Raw genomic sequence first — 17,136 nt, 5'->3', positions numbered from 1 at the left:
GGCTATTTCTTGGGATTGAGTATCTTGGCATAGCGCTCGCCGTCGGTGATGAGCTTCATCGCCTCGTCCATCTGCTTGTCGTGGCGCAGCGAGTTCTGGGTGGCACCGCGCTGGAAGTAGTAGGCAGCCATCAGGTCATTGTTGATGATGTTCTTGATGGCCTGCTTGTTGTATTCGAGGTCCTTGGCGACGTTGTGGCTGAGCTTCTTCTTGAGCGCCTCGAACTCGGGTTTGGCGTCGTCATAGTATCCCTCAAAGCGGGTGAGCTGTTCGAGGTCTTTCAGGAATTTCTCGCTGGTGCGGTCATAGGTGAAGCCCGAGTCGAGCACACGCTTCTTGAACTCGGCATAGTCTTCGTCGGAGAGTTCAAAGTCGACAGGCTGAGCCACCGTTGGGTGCTTGGCGATATAGTCTACTTCGTAGTTGAGCAGCACCTCGTTGGAGTCGCGCGCAGCCGCCAGATAGTAGGCGATGTTGGGCAGCGAGTCGCCCTCGACCACCACGTCGGGCGTGATGCCACCGGCATCGAGCACCTCGCGGCCGTTGAGGGTATAGAACTTGCGCTTGGTAGAGTCGGCTATCACCTCCGACGAGCCGCCGTCATTGTGACGATACTTGCGTGCCTGTATGCAGCGGCCGCTGGGTATGTAGTAACGGCTGGTGGTCACCTTCATCTCGCTGTTGTAAGGCAGGTCGATGGGCATCTGCACCAGACCCTTGCCGTAGGTCTTGGTACCGAGCACCACGGCGCGGTCCATGTCCTGCAGGGCACCGGTGACAATCTCTGCCGACGAGGCAGAGTTGCCGTTGACCATCACCACAATGGGTATCACGGTGTCTATGGGCTCGCTGGTGGTCTTGTAGTCGTGGTTGGCACGCTTCAGCTTGCCACGGTTGGACACTACGGTCACGCCCTTGGGCACAAAGAGGTTTACCAGATTGGCTGCCTCGAGTTCCGAACCGCCGCCATTGTTGCGCAGGTCAAGGATAAGTCCCTTAATCTGCTGGTGGCGCATATCGATGAATGCGTTGCGCACAATCTTGGCGCTGTTCTCTGTAAATTCATTGAGCTTGATATACCCTATTCCACCCTGCTGCACGCCGTAATAGGGCACTGCGGGCATCTGGATGGACCGACGCGTAATCTTGAACCGCATCTCCTTGCCTGTAGAGGGTCGGCGTATCTTGAGTTCGAAGGTGGTACCGGCGTCGCCACGCAGATGGTCGCTCACGTAGGCGTTGTCCTTGCCCTTCATTGACTCGCCGTCGATGCTGAGTATCACGTCGCCCTTGCGCAGACCGGCTTCGGCGGCAGGCATGCCCTCATAGGGCTCCTCGATGACCGAGTTGCTGATTTGCGAGTTCCACCTTATTATACTGCCTATGCCCGCATACTTGCCCGTGAGCATGGTGCGCAACTCGTTGGTCTTGTCTTCCGAGTAGTACACCGTGTAGGGGTCCAGACTGCGCAACATGCCGTTGATGGCATTGCCCACCACCTCCTTGGCGTTGAGGGTATCGACATAAAGCAGGTCGAGATGCTTGTATATGGAGTTGAAAACTTCCAAGTTTTTGGCCACTTCAAGATTGTGGTCTTTGTTCTGGGCGTGGACAGAGATGCCCATCGCCAGAAGTATTACTATAAATACCTTTCTCATAATATGCAAAAGTACGAATACCACGGCACATTAGGGCATGAAATGAGCGAAAAAATATTTTTTTTGATGTTTTTGAAAAAAATATGGAGAAATGTTTGGAGGTTTGGGAAAAACCCTGTACCTTTGCACTCGCAATTCAGAAATGATGCACACTGCTTCAATAGCTCAGTTGGTTAGAGCACCTGACTGTTAATCAGGGGGTCGTTGGTTCAAGCCCATCTTGAAGCGCTGAAAGTCCTAAGGAGTTCCTTAGGACTTTTTTGTTATTGGCAGTTCCCGTATCTTCCCCACCGTCCCACTTGCCGGCGCCACCACAGCGCCCACCCGATAAACCAAGGCTCACCCGATAAACCATGGGGATAATTCTGGTCACGGGGCGTGGTGGCGGGCACCGTGGGTGCGGTCGAGTTCTTTGCCTATGTATTTGTAGGGTTGGGTGGTGGCATTGCGGCTGTCGCCCATGAGCGCGCCATAGGGGTAGTAGTGGTTCACCTCCTCCACGTTTCCGTGTGCGTCGGCCACTATGCGGTTGTTGCCCAAGTAGTCCTTGATGTAATAATGGTATGTGGGTTCTCCACTGTCGCCGAAGGACACATATCCACCGTCGAAGAGCAGGCGGCTGAGCACGCCATTCTCATAGACCCTGTTGCCTGCATACTCGCGCCACGTGTGCACCAGCTGGCTGCTGTCGCAGGCTATGCCGAACTCCTCGCCGTCGGGCACGGCCGGGGTGTAGGGATTGAGATAGTAATCTACCCTCAGCTTCTCCCCGTCGGCCGAGTAGGCGTAGTCTATGTGGCTGCCGTCGTCGAAATCTATGCGGCGCGGCAGGCCGTCGCTGCGTGACACGCGTGAGCCGTGCCTGTGCGTCATAACTGTATGCGTACTCCTCCGTGTGCGCATCGCTGCCTGCCCCCATCGCCGTCACCGTCCTGCGCCCCATACGGCCATCGAGGGTGTAGGCGGTCTCCTCCACCACAGCCCTTCCACCGTAGAAGGCCTGCGTGAGCGCCACGCGTCCCTCGGCATCGTAACCCAGCTGTGTCACCCTGCCCCCTGCCGCCCACGGTGCTCACCGAGCCCGTGGCCAGCCCCCTCACGCAGAGCGTATCGGGGATGACAGCCATACCGTCCGGACACAGCGCCTCCAAGAACCCGTATCCGTCGTAATACGAGGCCGTGAGCGCCGGGCGGCCGTAGTAGACGTATGCCGCTATATCGATTGCCATGTGTGCTAGATTTTCATCAATTTTTTTATGATAGTATGAAAAACCATTTTTTATAAGGTGGTGTCATAACTATTTGAATTGTAGTTTTCCAGTTACAAACTCTTCTATATTACTTTTTTATTAACCCGAATTTGGGTTATTATTTATCATGATATATGGTCTGTATTTGCCCGTCATCTTTTTTCAATACAATATGAGCAACACCTCCTTTGGCACTTTTTAGGGTTCCTGTGATTACCCAAAACCTCCCACCCAAAAGGGTTATGCTATAAGGCTTCTCATCATCCATCTCTTTCCTCCCATATTTGGCTGCGAGGATACAATCTGCTATGGTGTATGCCATTTCAGGCGATTCAATCATACCTTTAGTTTGATTATACACGCCTAAGGGATCATAGTCTTTGACATAACTTATGTCTTTGATATTACCCCTGAAATTGATGATATTACTTGGTTTTTCCCCTATATAGACATAGTTTGTTTTGCACCTATTGTTTTTAACCTTTGATATATTGCTTACTAAAACACCGCACCAAAAAGTTGCGAATACGATAATAATGTATATTCCCTTTTTCATAACTCTTGTTAATATATTGTATATTTATTAATATCATTTTCTATTGGTTCAATATAATTGATAGTATTTTCATTCACTCTAGTTGGGTCATTGGGGTCACTTGGCATATCATTACTTACAATTGTTATTTCCCCATTTTGGGGATTGTATTTTTGTAACGACCCATTTGGTGTGACTAAATATGAAACTTTTTTAATTCTATTATCATTTCCTATATCATTATTTCCATTTTCTTTTTTCCGCTCCTCCTTTGATATGAATTTACCGTTTTCGTTCCTCAAGCCAGAAAATTCATTATCATAGTATTTTTTTTCACTATTCACAGAGGATGCCCCATGAGTATGTGCATCTGCTACAACTTCATATAAAGTAGGAAGGCTTGGAGAGCATTCACTTCCGTTTCCTTTATTTGCAAATGTATATGAAAATCCTATGATGCCATTTCTCCCAATTATTTTGTAAATGGAAGAGGCGTATTCTTTTGACTCTCTAATAGATCTTGGATTATAGTATTTTCCGAAATCGGTTGCAGCCAAATCGGCCGATGTAAAAATATCTCCAGGAGCCATCCCATCCGGGTCAACCGCATTTACTGGGTCATCCCCACACGACACGTATGGCGACCATGGGTAATATTTCTCCGCCAAGGCATCCATTACGTTCCATCTTCCCGTCACGGGGTCGTAGTGGCGGGTACCGTGGTCGTACCAGTCCAGTCCGTAGGTGCGGTCGAGCTCTTTGCCTATGTATTTATAGGGTTGCAGGCCGGTGTTGCGGCTGTCGCCCATAACATCGTGCAAAGTTAGTTGGAAACCCTGTGCTTTAGTGCTGCCTTTCACTGAATTCATAAGCATACTTTATTGATATACTTTATTATAATAGCCTCCCATTCTCTTCTGTATCTTTCTCTTTTTTGTGAGGGGGAGTAGCTCTTAGGACTTATCCCCATTTCAAAATAGAATGTACTGCTGTTTTTTTTGTAGATAATTAATTTCTCAAAAAATAGAGGTGGTACGAAATATAAACAATTTTCTTTCATAGTAACTCCACATAGACTTTTTTCCTTATAAGAAAACAGCTCGTCACTTTCTATATTTCCATGTCTTTTTATATATGGATTATTCTCTTTGTTTTCGCAACATTCTGTACACATCCCTTTAGGGCGTGCTATGCACCAATAATCAGTTGCGTCAGCATTCTTGACAAAGACAACTGATGTATATGCATGTGGTCCTTCTGTATATCCTAATGTACAAATAATAAATTCACAGGAATATGAGTTATATAATTTGCAAATACTATCTATTATAGCACTATCCGCTATATTGTACTCTCCTGTTCTTAATTGTACAAAATTGGAAAAATTCTCACTATCCTCTTCACTCCATTGTCTTCTTACAGCCCATGCGCTGTCCCCCCTTGCATCAATGTAGTTCACGGGGTCGTCTCCACACGACACGTATGGCGACCATGAGTAGTATTTCTCCGCCAAGGCATCCATTACGTTCCATCTTCCCGTCACGGGGTCGTAGTGTCTTGCACCGTGGTCGTACCAGTCCAGTCCGTGGGTGCGGTCGAGCTCTTTGCCTATGTATTTGTAGGGTTGGGTGGCGTGGTCATTCTCTCTGCTTCCGGCAATGGCGAAAGCAGGGAGGCTCAGAGTGGTCATGAGCCCCAACAGCATTATGACAATCTGGCGGCGCATGGTCAGGGGTTAAGATGTTTACATTGCAAATATAATAATAATGTACACACGCGCCAAGGAAATCGGCAGGAAAGTGATGGCTGGGGGAGAAAATCGTATGATGCAGCCTGCTCGAGGCCCGATGTGGTCAAGTATATGGCCATCTTCATGTATGGCCCCCTGTTTCGCGCATTTTAACCCAAAACAAAATCCACTCTTCTAAAAAGTTCTAATGATCGATTTGGGTTAAACATGGATAAATCGCCTGCTTGAACACCATATCGTCCCTCGAACTGTAATTAAAAAGGATCTATCGAAGATTTTCTTGGTGAAGCGGTGCCGAAGTCAGGAAAGCGTATCTTGCTTATTCCAAATGGTATTACCATTATCGTATCCATTCTTTGGCTTATTACATATTTCCCATTTTTACGGTCTATATAAACAGCTCTGTAGAGATAGTTACTTAGCTCATTGTCTTGGATATCACCTTTGTAGATATACGTGTCTTGAGTTTTAGCATATTTCCTCTTATAATTCTGAAAACCCTCCCTATAATAGCGTTCGCAATCTCTTAGTGAATCAAATGCCAGCACCACCTTCTTCCCGATTCTCAGAGTATCATGCTTTGTTCGTCGGTCATACAGGGGACGATAACCAGGACCGACAAGAAGACCCTTATAGATATAAGGATATTTATCATAATTCCAGTTCATCAAGATGGGGCGGGTAACAACAAAAGTGTCATAGCGGGAGTGGCTTTCCGTATACGTTTTGATAATTTCACGTAGAGAGCTATCACAGAAAATCTCTTTTATTTCCAAACCTTCTCCTGGCGTACATGCTATGGGGGCTGCAGACATGCCTAAAGAGTGTGTGGACAAGCAGCTAATTACTGAGAGTGTGGACAAGCAGCCAATTACTAATAGGCATGTCACTTTACTTGCAAAAAAAACCTTCGATGTTGATTTAACCATAATGATAATATATTTAATTCATGGAATTTAAGGTCGTTGCCGAATCCAAAACTTTTTCCATCGTTGAAGTCATAATAGAAGCCACGAGTAACCTTGTCCTTTCCTATTACAAGAGCAGGTAGTCCTCCCATTTCTTTTGAGAAAAAACCATCTGCGATCGATGCACGCTCATCGTGCGACCATACGTAGTATTTCTCCGCCAAGGCATCCATTACGTTCCATCGTCCCGTCACGGGGGCGTAGTGGCGGGCTCCGTGGTCGTACCAGTCGAGGCCGTGGGGGCGGGCGAGGTCCTTGCCTATGTATTTGTAGGGTTGGATAGCGTGATTACTCTCTCTGCTTCCGGCAATGGCGAAAGCAGGGAGGCTCAGTATGGTCATGAGCCCCAACAGCATTATGACAATCTGGTGGCGCATGGTCAGGGGTTAAGATGTTTACATTGCAAATATAATAATAATGTACACGCGCGCAAAGAAAATCGGCAGGAAAGTGATGGCTGGGGGAGAAAAACGTATGATGCAGCCTGCTGCCCACCGTTGTGGTCAAATGGCTCAGGTCGACAGGTTTGTGGCGGACGTAGTGGAAAAGGTTACAATCCATATTCATCAAAAAAACCTCGTTGTACTAACTGTAATGGCAAGGGTACTATCAGATGTGGCATCTGTTATGGTTCGTGTACCAGAACTTGTGGCAGATGTAACGGCACTGGAAGAGCGAGGTAGATTTTCGAGGGTATATACAAAAAGGACATAAATCATAAGATTTATGTCCTTTGTCTTTGAGGTACCTAGCAGAGTCGAACTGCTCTACACGGTTTTGCAGACCGTTACCTAACCGATCGGCCAAGGTACCCTGTGCTAAATTGCGAGTGCAAAGATAGTGCAAATAATCGAGCTGTCCAAATTTTCAGCCATGTTTTTTGTGTTTGCTGCTGCATTTGTCGTAAAAAGCGCAGTTCTCACAGCCAGTCTTGTGACATTTCAACACCCTGTACACCCTATACGCCACAAATATGGCGCATAGGGCGAGGATGATGTATGTCGCGATATACTGCATGGTCTACTTAATATTCTTGAAAGTCTTGGCGAGTCCACCTGTACTCGTTTCCTTGTAAAGTGAAGGCAGGTCGTGGCCCGTCTGCTTCATAACCTGTACCACGCGGTCGAAGCTCACGCGGTGCTTGCCGTCGGAGAACGCCGAGTAGAGGTTGGCGTCGAGCGAGCGGGTTGCGGCAAAGGCGTTGCGCTCGATACAGGGTATCTGAACCAATCCGCATACCGGGTCGCAGGTCATACCCAGGTGGTGTTCCAATCCCATCTCTGCCGCATACTCTATCTGTGCCGGGCTACCACCGAAGAGCTGGCAGGCTGCGGCACTGGCCATAGCGCAAGCTACGCCTACCTCGCCCTGGCAACCCACGTCGGCGCCGGAGATGGAGGCGTTCTGCTTGACCACGTTGCCGATAATTCCAGCCGTGGCAAGGGCGTGCAGAATGCGGGTGTCGCTGAACTTGTGGCCTTTGGAAAGATGGTATAGTACGGCTGGCACTACGCCGCAGGCACCACAGGTGGGGGCGGTGACGATGGTGCCACCCGAGGCGTTCTCTTCGCTGGCGGCAAGGGCATAGGCATAGACCAGACCTCGTGTCTGCAGCGACTGCTTGTAGCCTGTGGCCTTGACATAATAGGTCGGGGCTTTGCGGGGCAGATTGAGCGGGCCGGGCAGTACGCCTTCGTGGTTGATACCACGCTCCACGCACTCCTGCATAGTCTCCCATACCTCCTGCAGATAGGGCCATACCACATCGCCTTCGCACAAATCGACGTACTCCCAGTATGAGCGGCCGTTCTGGTCGCACCAGGCAAGAATCTCGTTGAGCGAGTTCATCTCGTAGACTTCAGGTGTATCAAACATATCTTCGGCCTTACCCTCAGAGAGAGCACCTCCGCCTACGCTGTAGACTATCCACTCGTCGGCGCCGTCGGCTGTGAACTTCATGCCGTTGGGGTGGTAGGGCAGGAAGATGTTGGGCTCCCAGTGTATGTTGACTGTGGCGATGGGCGAAAGCACCTCTATGATGGCGGTGTCGGTCATGTGGCCCTTGCCCGTAGCTGCCAGACTGCCATAGAGGGTCACGTCGAACAGGTGGGCGTCGGGGTGGCGCTTGGCGTAAATCTTGGCGGCCTTCTGTGGTCCCATGGTATGGCTCGATGAAGGGCCCTTTCCAATCTTGTATAACTCAGTAAGTGACTTCATTATAGATATAGTAATGTGATAATTAGACAAAGAGTGAACCTATCTGGTAAACCAGCGCAGATACCACCCAGGCCAGCACCGTGGTGTAGCCGGCGGCAAAGAGCGCCCATCGCCATGAGCCCGTCTCGGACTTGATGGCGGCAATGGTGGCAAGACAGGGGAAATAGAGCAGCACGAAGAGCAGGAAGCAATAGGCCGCGAGCGGGGTGATGCCGTCGGCGGCCATCATCTGGTGCAGCAGTTCGTACTTGCGGGTGTTGCCGTCGTCGGAGCCCATCTCGTCGCTGTTGGCGTAGAGCACGCCTATGGTAGATGCCACTATCTCCTTGGCGCCGATGCCCGAGACGAGTCCCACATCGAGTTTCCAGTTGAAACCCTGTGGACGGAAAACGGGCTCGATGGCCTTGCCGATGTGTCCTATGTAGCTCTGCTCCTGCTGTTGCTGGGGAGTAAGTCCTTCATGATGAGGGAAATAACCCAAAGCCCAGACCACTATCGACGCCACCATGATGATGCCGCCCATCTTGCGCAGATACTGCTTGCCCTTCTCCCACGTATGGCGGCCAATGGCCTTCCAGGTGGGGAAGCGGTAAGGTGGCAGCTCCATCACAAAGGGCGTATCTTCGCCCTTGATGACATGGCGGCAGAAGACGCGGCTCAGTATCACCGCCATCACGATGCCCACGAGATAGAGCGACAACATGATGAGCGGCTGGTAGTTCAGCGCAAAGAAGGTGCCGGTAATCATGACATAGATGGGCAGTCGCGCCGAGCAGCTCATCATCGGCAGAATGAGCATGGTGACCAGACGGCTGCGGCGGCTCTCGATGGTACGCGTGGCCATCACTGCCGGCACATTGCAACCGAAGCCCATGATGAGGGGGATGAACGATTTGCCGTGGAGTCCCATCTTGTGCATCAGACGGTCCATGATAAACGCTGCGCGCGACATGTAGCCGCTGTCCTCCATATAGGAGATGAAGAAGTAGAGGATGAGTATCTGCGGCAGGAAGACTATCACTGCTCCCACGCCACCGATGATGCCGTCGGCTATCATGTCCTTGAGCGGGCCGTCGGGCATATACTGTCCCACCATCGTGCCGAGCCAGGCGATGCCGTCCTCTATCCATCCCATGGGTATCTGTCCCAAAAGGAAGGTGGCAGAGAACATCACCAGCAAGAGCAGGATGAAGATGGGGAAGCCCACAAAGCGGTTGGTAATGATGCGGTCTATGAGGTGGGTCACCTGATAGGTGTCCTTCTTGTGTCCGGTAGAGTATTCGGCCTCTTGCAGCGCGCCGTTGATAAATCCGTATTTGGCGTCCATGATGGCTGTCTCGCTGTCGTCGCCCGTTTCCTCCTTCACACGCCGTGCCGCCTCGTCGCGATGGCGCAGTATCTCCTCGGCATCGGGCAGCGTGCGGATATAGCGTTCGGCCTCCTTGTCATTTTCAAGCAACTTGATGGCAAGATAGCGGGTAGAGTAGCGGTGGCGCAGATTGGCTGCCTTCTTCAGGTGCTCCTGGATTTCCTCGATGCCATGTTCTATCTCGTGGCCGTGGTTGATGTGCACATGGCGGTAGTGAGGGTCGTCGTCCTCGTTGCCCTCATACATGCGGATGATGGTCTCGAAGAGTTCATTCACACCACGGCCGTTGGTGAAGACGGTGGGTACCATGGGCACACCGAAGAGGCGTCCCAGACGGTCGGCGTCGACATGGTCGCCTCGCTTCTCGGACTCGTCAAACATGTTGAGAGCGCATACCATGCGCACGTGCATGTCTATGAGTTGGGTGGTGAGATAGAGGTTGCGCTCCAGGTTGCTGCTGTCTATCACGTTGATGATGATATCGGGCGTCTTGTCGATTATCTGTCTGCGTACGTAGATTTCTTCGGGCGAATAGGCCGACAGCGAATAAGTGCCGGGCAGGTCGACGATATGGAAGGTGTAGCCGTCCAGCTCTGCCACGCCCTCCTTGGCGTCTACCGTCACGCCACTGTAGTTGCCCACATGCTCATGGGCACCCGAGATGAAATTGAAGAGCGATGTCTTGCCGCAGTTGGGGTTTCCCACGAGCGCCACATTGATGTCGTGGCTCTTGCGGATGGCAGCGTCTTCCAGCTGCTGGTCGGTGGGCGCCTCGGCGGTATGGGTGTCTGTGCCTGCGTTGGTTTCTATTTCGGGCTTGATATTGGTCTGTGTCTTGGCGACCTCTCCGGCGGTAACCACCTCAATCTGGTCGGCCTCGCTATGGCGCAGAGAAACCTCATATCCCATAATACGGTATTTCACTGGGTCGTGGAGCGGCGCATTGAGCAGCACCTCCACTTTCTTGCCCTTGATAAATCCCATTTCTACGATGCGTTTGCGAAAGCCGCCGTGTCCAAGCACTTTGACGATAACGCCTTTCTCACCGGTTTTAAGTTCTGAAAGTTTCATTCTACTATTGGTTTAATCTGATGCAAAGTTACTCAAAGTAGTGTGTAACACAAAGAATCTGCCCTTGTTTTTATTTGTGCCAGTCAAAAAACTAAGCCATCCCAACGTAATCTCAGCAAGGTGCCGACTCTCCTGCCGATGCCGTGGGATGGCTGGGGGAGAGGAATGGGGAAGAATGGCAGGCTTGTCGTGCCTCTAAACAGGCTCAAATGCTCTCATTCCCCTACTTCTCAGTCCTGACGACGCTGTGCAGATGGTTTCGGCGTCCAGTTCTTGCCTCTGTTTGCTTGTGGCAAGGCTTCCTGTCACATTTATAGACTGTTATAAATAGGATGACGGCATGACAGAACGCCTTATTTTACAGTTTTTACGTCTCCAGAACGCCTTATTTTACAAATTTCTTGCCTTCCGAACGCCTTATTTTACAGTTTTTGCGAGTTTCCTGATGGCCTTTCAGCTCATTATCGAGCCATTTGGTTGTCTTGAGGTTGTGGTTGCTGGTGCGTAACGATTGAAACGTGAGTCCGTATCAAATGTCACGTGCCTACGTATCGTAAGGTACGTGGGCTCGTTTCAAACGGTACGAGCTGGCTAAGCTGGTTTGCGGGATGAAGAACATGCTCTATACAATTGTATGAATGGATATATTTCTTTTCTGGGTAAAACCGCACACTCTCCCCTCGGTTTGCTAAGGAGCGGGGGCGTAATCCTCGCGCATGAAAAATCCCGATGCCCTGGTTGAGGACATCGGGATAATATATATTAATAAGGTGTAATCGCTTAGAAGAAGAGGTAGCGGTTGTCAACAATCTTGGCGTTGGCGTAGAGCTCGCTCATATAACCTGCAGCCATCTGCATGGCTCTCTGGTTGAGCTTGGCCTCCTGGGTCTTGATATCCAGCTTGCCGGGACGCATGGTCTTGCCGGTAACGCTGAAGAGGTATACACCTGCATTGCCCTTCACGGGAGCCTTGCAGAACTTGCCCTTGGCTGTAGCAGCGATGGCTCCACTCAGAGCGGGCTCGGTAGAACCGGTAGCTGTAACGAATACAGGAGCAGCGAAGGTAACCTGGCTGATAGCGGTTACGGTAGCGCCCTTGGCCTTAGCCTCGTTGACAGACTTCACGCCCTTAACCTTCTCCATCAGCATCTCTGCCTTCTTGTCCTTCATTACCTCTGCCTTGACCATGTCCATTACCTGAGCATCGTCGAGATCGCGGTAGCCCTTGGCGTGAATCTTGTCGAGAACGGCTACGAGCAGGTGGTTGTTGTCACCACACTCATACATAGGAGATACTTCCTTCTCCTTGGCCTCGAACAACCACTTCATAGCGTCGCGGGTGCTGTGGATGCCGGCGAGGTTGTGCTGAGCAGTAGTGATGTCGTTGGCCTCTCTTACAGTGTAGCCGGCCTTGGCTGCATTCTTGACAATCTTCTCCTCGGTGTCGTTGGCACTTACAAACGAGCTGAACTTGTTGTAAGCGGCACTGTAAGTATCCTTAGAGAACTCGATGGTCTTCTTGACAACGGCTGCAACATACTTGTTGACCATAGCCTTGCGGTCTACGACCTGAAGCACTACGCTGCCCTGAGTGAAGTTGATGACCTTGGTCTCGTTGGCAGAGAGAGTGTTGAGGCTATTGATAAAGTTCTTGGTGTCCTTGTCCATAGAGGGAGCTGCCTGATACTGGGCAGTGGTTATCCACAGCTTTTCGCCAGTCTGGTTGTACTTCTTGGCGAGTGCCTCGAAGTCGGCACCTGCTGCGAGTGCGCGGTAGATAGAGTCTGCAGTAGCCTTGGATGCTTCGGGAGTCTCGGCTGCCACCTGTATCTGGCGATACTGGATAGAGTCGGGCATCTGGGTCTTAGACACGAGCTTCACGATGTTCATGGTGTTGTCCTGAGCATTGTTGAAGACGCGTGATGTCTGACCTACAGCCATAGAGTCGAGCTGGGCAGCGATGTCCATAGGATATGCAGCCTTGGTCACGGGCAGACCCAGATAGGGGATGAGCGATGCGCTCTTGCGTACCACCTCTGCGGGGTCAGCGGCAGCAACCATGTCGTTGTGATAAGCCTCGAAGTCCTTCTTGATAGCGGCGCGGTCGGCTGCTGAAGGTACTACCTCGATGTCGATATACTTGATGTCGCGGGCTTCAACAAACTGCTCGAAGCGGGGCTTCAGCTCGTTGTACTTGGCCTTGAGGTCTGACTTCTCGATGGTCACCTTGCTGTCATCGATAGAAGAGTAGGGCAGAGCGGCGAGCTCAACCTGAGCCTCTTCGTTCTCCTCCTTGAATGAAGCCTTGGCCTCGATTGCGTTGGAGATGAAGCAGCTGCCAAGCAGTGCCTGGTACTTCTGTGCAAGAGTCTGCTGGCGCAGTGTCTTCTCGATGAAGTTCCAGTATTTGTACAGGCTGTTGTACTGCTGTGCCATCTGGGGATTTACACCCTGCTGGGCCTTGTACTCGGCGAGGAACTTCTGCAGCTGGTTGACGTCGAAGCGTCCAGTCTGCTGGTTGATAAACGGAGTGTTCATGAGCAGTGGGTTGGTACCCTGCTTCAGGATGTTCTGCAACTCGCCGTCGGTAACGGTGAGGCCCAGTTCCTTGGCTTCCTTCTCGATGATTTTGGTCTGAACGTAAGTGCTCCAAACCATATCCTTAACCTGGTTGAGCTGGTCTTCATTCAGGTTTTCAGTACCTTGCTGCATCTTGATGATTTCGGTGTTCTCGTCAACGAGCTTCTGGAATTCCTGAAAATTGATTTTCTCTCCCAATACTTCACCGACCTGCTGACGCTGGTCGTTTTTAGTAGTTTCGCACGAACGAACCATTTCTTCGGCGATGAATGCAAAAAGGCCCAGTGCGATAATACCTATCAGCAGGCCGCCTCTGCTTCTAATTTTTCCTAATGCTGCCATTATTATTATAGTTTTTATTATTATTGTTTTCTCGTTTTTTCTAAATGCCTACAAAAATAGTAAAAAGAAAGCAAACCACGGCACTTTTCGCCGAAAATTTGCTCTCAGGCATTAACTTTTAGTTGTACAAGGACGATTTTGGTCATTGTATTCTTGATAATCTTGAACTCAAACTTGCCGATGGTCACTATCTCGTTGAGTTTGGGTAAACTTTCGTAGTAGTGGAGTATGAGTCCGCTGATGGTCATATATTCGTCGCTTTCGGGGAGTCCCAGGTCAAACATCTCGTTGACTTTGTCTATCTCCAGTCGGGCAGAGAGTAGATATTCTCCGTTGTCGAGCTGCTTGGCGATATACTTGGTGCTGTCGTGCTCGTCTTCGATGTCGCCGAAGATTTCCTCTACGATGTCCTCGAGTGCCACGATGCCGCTGGTACCGCCAAACTCGTCGACCACCACGCCCAGTGATTTCTTCTCCTGCAGGAATGTCTTCATCAGTTTCTGCGCTGCCATGCTCTCAGGTACGAACGGCATCTGGCATACATGCTCTTTCCACTCGGCAGCGTTGCGGAACAGCTCGAGCGAGTGGATGTAGCCTATAATGTTGTCGATATCATCGCGGTAAACGATAATCTTGGAGTTGCCGCTCTCGATGAATTTCTGCTGGAGTTCCTCGATGCTGCAGTCTATGCTTACGGCATTGATTTCGGTACGTGGCACCATGCAGTCGCGCACCCTGATGTCTGAAAATTCAAGGGCGTTCTGGAATATCTTGACTTCGTCATTGATGGGGCTGTCGGCCTTGGCGTTGTCGAGCGACGAGTGGACAAGGTAGTCCAAGTCGACCTTGGAGAACCCTTCGTCGTCGTCTTCCTTTTCCATGCGCTTGCCTACCAGTCTGAGCAGAAATTTGGCAGACAGGGTAGAGAATTTGCTTATGGGCCATAGGATAATATAGAAGAAATAGGCTATGGGCGAAAAGAGCGTAAGCAGCTTGTTGGCATTGTTCTTGAACAGCGTCTTGGGCAGAAATTCGCCGGTGAACAATACCACGATGGTCGAGAGTATGGTGTCGGCAGCTACGCGCATACCGACGTCGAGCGGCTCAAAGAGCGTCTTGTCGAAGAACTTGGCAAACAAGATGCCGTAGACCACCAGCACGATGTTGTTGCCTACAAGCATGGTGCTCACAAAGCCGTTGGGGTGGCTGTAGAATACCGAAAGTAGCTTCTGGGTGAATACACTCTTCTCCTTGTCCATCTCTGCGCGCATTCTGTTGCTGGAGACGAAAGCGATTTCCATGCCTGAGAAGAATGCTGAAAGAACCATGGAAATCAGGATGCCTATAAGTAGCGGTATGTCTATGTTGTCTAACATGATTTAGTGCATAATTGGTATTGACGTGTTGCGGCGCTGGGGCATCGGAGCCGGGCGCAGTTGTGGAGCCACCGAGTCTTTGGCTGTCGTCACTGTGTCGCTCTCGCTGCTGTCAAAGTCGCCTTTCACGAACGAACCCTTGCTGTTGGATATGTAGTATTTCGTCATCTTTTCGTCGCTGCGGAAGTAGCTGCCCTCAATCTCGCGCTCGGGGGTAACCAACTTGGAGTAGACATGGGAGTAGAGCTCGTGTCTGAGTTCATCCCAATAGAGCTGCTCGCTGGAGAAACGCAGTCCGTCGTTGGTAAGAATGTGTACTCTACCGCGCAGTTCCCACAGTCGGCTTTCATCATAATAATACGCAGTGTCGCACTGGATGTAGGACTCTACATGGAAACGCTGGTCAAACTGCTCCAGAAACAGTCCCTTGTCGAATATCCATCGCGAGGGCTTGCGGTTCTGGTTGACCTCCCATCTCTCAGTGACAATGCGGTACTTGATGACGCCCGAGTCGGAAATGAGCGTGTTGACGCCATAGGAAATCATCATCGCCACCGAATCGCGGGGATTGATGGCGGGAGCTGTGTGCTCTTGCTGTTCCTGACAGGAGATGCAGAAAAGGGCTGCAAGCAGCGAGATGATGGTTAAGCGTCTTGACACTGTAAGTCTTTTTATACCTCTATATTAATCAACCTTCCACTTGGCGAACCAACGCTCGTTGAAAGTGAGGCCGATATTGATGCGGAAGATGTTTTCCTTGATGTAACCTGGTGCTGTGGAGCGAACCCACTGGCCACTGATGTTCAGGTAAGAACGGTTGTTGTAGGCGTTGACGATGGGAAAGCCGAAACCAGCACTGACGCTGACCTCCTTGGGGCCGTCCTGGCCGTTGACGGTGACATAGGGTGTGGCGTAGGATGCACCGACGCGATACTTGATGCGCTGGAAGAAGCTGCGGCCATACTCAGCCTTGCAGTATTCGCCACCAACGGTAATCTTCTGGCGGTCTTTGAGCGAATTCTTGAGCGTGAACTGAGACACGCCGTTCTCTACAGAGAACTCGGGGAACTGGATGTCGCCCCAGAGTTGGCAGGTATAATCGACACCCACCTTCCACTGGTTGTCGTGGTTGAAGGCGATACCTACACCGAACATGTCGGGGATAGACAAACCATTGGTGATGCTATAGCGGGTGGTGTCGGCTACGGCCTGCTGGGTGTTGGTCGAGATGACCATGCACTCGGGGTCGGCGTTGAGCTTGTGTCCGGGGCTATAGGTGGCACCTACGGTGAGGGTATTCTTCTTGCTCAGCGGCAGTATGCCCTGCACGCCCAGGTCGAGCTTGTAGCTGCGTATGTCGGCAGAGAAATAACGTGCCAAGGTGTTGGCATACGAGTCGCTGTAGCGGTTTACGAGCGAGCGGTCGTAGTTGCCCCACAGATAAGAGATGTTGGCACCGATGGATAAGTACTTGATGGGGCGCCAACCTGCACCAAAATATGCCTGATGTACACCGCCGCTACCCGAATAGGTGTTGGAAGACATCACGGTCATCTGGTTGCCTACATAGGAGGAAGTGCCGTAGTTGTAACCCACGGTTGTGAAGGGAATGATACCGAAGCTGACGCCGAGGTTCTTGAACGCGCGGAAACCGGCCACGATGTACTCAAGGTCGGCGTTGTTGGCATTTTGCTTCTTGCCATTCTCATTAAAGTTGGTTATCTGGCCTGTTATTCCCACATCGAAGATAAAAGAAAGTGAGTCGATAACAGAGTAAGAGGCGGGGTTGAGATAATTGACCTGATTGTGCTCGCGAAATCCCAGGCCCAATCCGTTCATACCGCGGTTGAATCCGCTCGACGGGTCGGCCAACAAGCCCAATCCAAACTGACTATAAGGAGAGTTGGTGCCACTCTGTGCCGTTATATTCAGTACCGCTAAACCCATAAGGGCTATGCTAAGAATTATTCTTTTCATTAACGTATGTGTTGTATAGCGTGCAAAATTATCGAAAAAAATT

14 protein-coding genes and 2 tRNA genes are annotated in these 17,136 nt (G+C 50.7%); 2 read left to right on the top strand and 14 right to left on the bottom strand.

Annotation, left to right across the window (positions count from 1 at the left end):
- Window positions 1–2: 2 nt before the first annotated feature.
- Window positions 3–1,658, bottom strand: coding sequence for a S41 family peptidase (locus tag CIK94_RS10010; RefSeq protein WP_094422912.1), 1,656 nt, complete (start codon window positions 1,656–1,658; stop codon window positions 3–5).
- 154 nt (window positions 1,659–1,812) lie between these two features.
- Between CIK94_RS10010 and CIK94_RS10005 the strand changes: the two genes are divergently transcribed.
- Window positions 1,813–1,886, top strand: a tRNA-Asn gene (locus CIK94_RS10005).
- Between the two features lie 141 nt (window positions 1,887–2,027).
- On the opposite strand, the gene CIK94_RS10000 is transcribed toward CIK94_RS10005, so the two are convergent.
- From CIK94_RS10000 to CIK94_RS09970, 6 genes are all read right to left on the bottom strand, one after another.
- Window positions 2,028–2,531, bottom strand: a complete 504-nt coding sequence (locus CIK94_RS10000; RefSeq protein ID WP_144008045.1) for a hypothetical protein — start codon at window positions 2,529–2,531, stop codon at window positions 2,028–2,030.
- Window positions 2,532–3,026: 495 nt separating this feature from the next.
- Entirely contained in the window at window positions 3,027–3,464 is a 438-nt protein-coding gene (locus CIK94_RS09990; RefSeq protein WP_022309837.1) for a YbbC/YhhH family protein, read from the bottom strand.
- Window positions 3,465–3,472: 8 nt separating this feature from the next.
- Window positions 3,473–4,312 carry a DUF4329 domain-containing protein gene (locus CIK94_RS14440; protein WP_254046193.1) on the bottom strand — a complete coding sequence of 280 codons (840 nt, stop codon included), beginning with the start codon at window positions 4,310–4,312 and terminating at the stop codon, window positions 3,473–3,475.
- A complete protein-coding gene (locus CIK94_RS09980) occupies window positions 4,309–5,133 on the bottom strand; it encodes an RHS repeat domain-containing protein (RefSeq protein WP_254046192.1) in 825 nt (274 codons plus the stop codon). The genes CIK94_RS14440 and CIK94_RS09980 overlap by 4 nt, the downstream gene beginning before the upstream one ends.
- 314 nt (window positions 5,134–5,447) lie before the next feature.
- Window positions 5,448–5,969, bottom strand: a complete 522-nt coding sequence (locus CIK94_RS09975; RefSeq protein ID WP_094422910.1) for a hypothetical protein — start codon at window positions 5,967–5,969, stop codon at window positions 5,448–5,450.
- 110 nt (window positions 5,970–6,079) lie between these two features.
- Window positions 6,080–6,502 (bottom strand): hypothetical protein, encoded by a 423-nt coding sequence (locus CIK94_RS09970; RefSeq protein ID WP_144008368.1) that lies wholly within the window; start codon window positions 6,500–6,502, stop codon window positions 6,080–6,082.
- Between the two features lie 76 nt (window positions 6,503–6,578).
- Here CIK94_RS09970 and CIK94_RS09965 point away from each other — a divergent pair, with 76 nt between their 5' ends.
- Window positions 6,579–6,875, top strand: coding sequence for a hypothetical protein (locus CIK94_RS09965; protein WP_094389076.1), 297 nt, complete (start codon window positions 6,579–6,581; stop codon window positions 6,873–6,875).
- Between the two features lie 28 nt (window positions 6,876–6,903).
- Here the strand turns inward: CIK94_RS09965 and CIK94_RS14435 are convergent.
- The 7 genes from CIK94_RS14435 to CIK94_RS09935 all read right to left on the bottom strand — a co-directional run bounded on the left by CIK94_RS14435 (window position 6,904) and on the right by CIK94_RS09935 (window position 17,093).
- Window positions 6,904–6,974: transfer RNA gene (locus CIK94_RS14435), tRNA-Cys, on the bottom strand.
- Between the two features lie 207 nt (window positions 6,975–7,181).
- On the bottom strand, window positions 7,182–8,378 hold the full coding sequence (locus tag CIK94_RS09960) for an L-serine ammonia-lyase (RefSeq protein ID WP_094384993.1): 1,197 nt from the start codon (window positions 8,376–8,378) through the stop codon (window positions 7,182–7,184).
- Window positions 8,379–8,400: 22 nt separating this feature from the next.
- Window positions 8,401–10,818, bottom strand: coding sequence for a ferrous iron transport protein B (feoB, locus tag CIK94_RS09955; protein WP_094422906.1), 2,418 nt, complete (start codon window positions 10,816–10,818; stop codon window positions 8,401–8,403).
- 780 nt (window positions 10,819–11,598) lie between these two features.
- Window positions 11,599–13,740, bottom strand: coding sequence for a peptidylprolyl isomerase (locus CIK94_RS09950; protein ID WP_094422904.1), 2,142 nt, complete (start codon window positions 13,738–13,740; stop codon window positions 11,599–11,601).
- Window positions 13,741–13,844: 104 nt separating this feature from the next.
- Window positions 13,845–15,116 (bottom strand): hemolysin family protein, encoded by a 1,272-nt coding sequence (locus tag CIK94_RS09945; protein ID WP_254046191.1) that lies wholly within the window; start codon window positions 15,114–15,116, stop codon window positions 13,845–13,847.
- A 3-nt stretch (window positions 15,117–15,119) separates the two neighbouring features.
- Window positions 15,120–15,776: an LPS export ABC transporter periplasmic protein LptC gene (gene lptC / locus CIK94_RS09940; protein ID WP_022311643.1), complete on the bottom strand. Its 657-nt coding sequence runs from the start codon at window positions 15,774–15,776 to the stop codon at window positions 15,120–15,122.
- 24 nt (window positions 15,777–15,800) lie between these two features.
- Window positions 15,801–17,093 (bottom strand): hypothetical protein, encoded by a 1,293-nt coding sequence (locus tag CIK94_RS09935; protein ID WP_094422902.1) that lies wholly within the window; start codon window positions 17,091–17,093, stop codon window positions 15,801–15,803.
- Window positions 17,094–17,136 lie beyond the last annotated feature (43 nt).

It is taken from the genome of Prevotella sp. P4-51, from assembly GCF_002251455.1.
Lineage (GTDB): Bacteria > Bacteroidota > Bacteroidia > Bacteroidales > Bacteroidaceae > Prevotella.
This window is presented reverse-complemented; position numbering and strand designations above follow the sequence as displayed.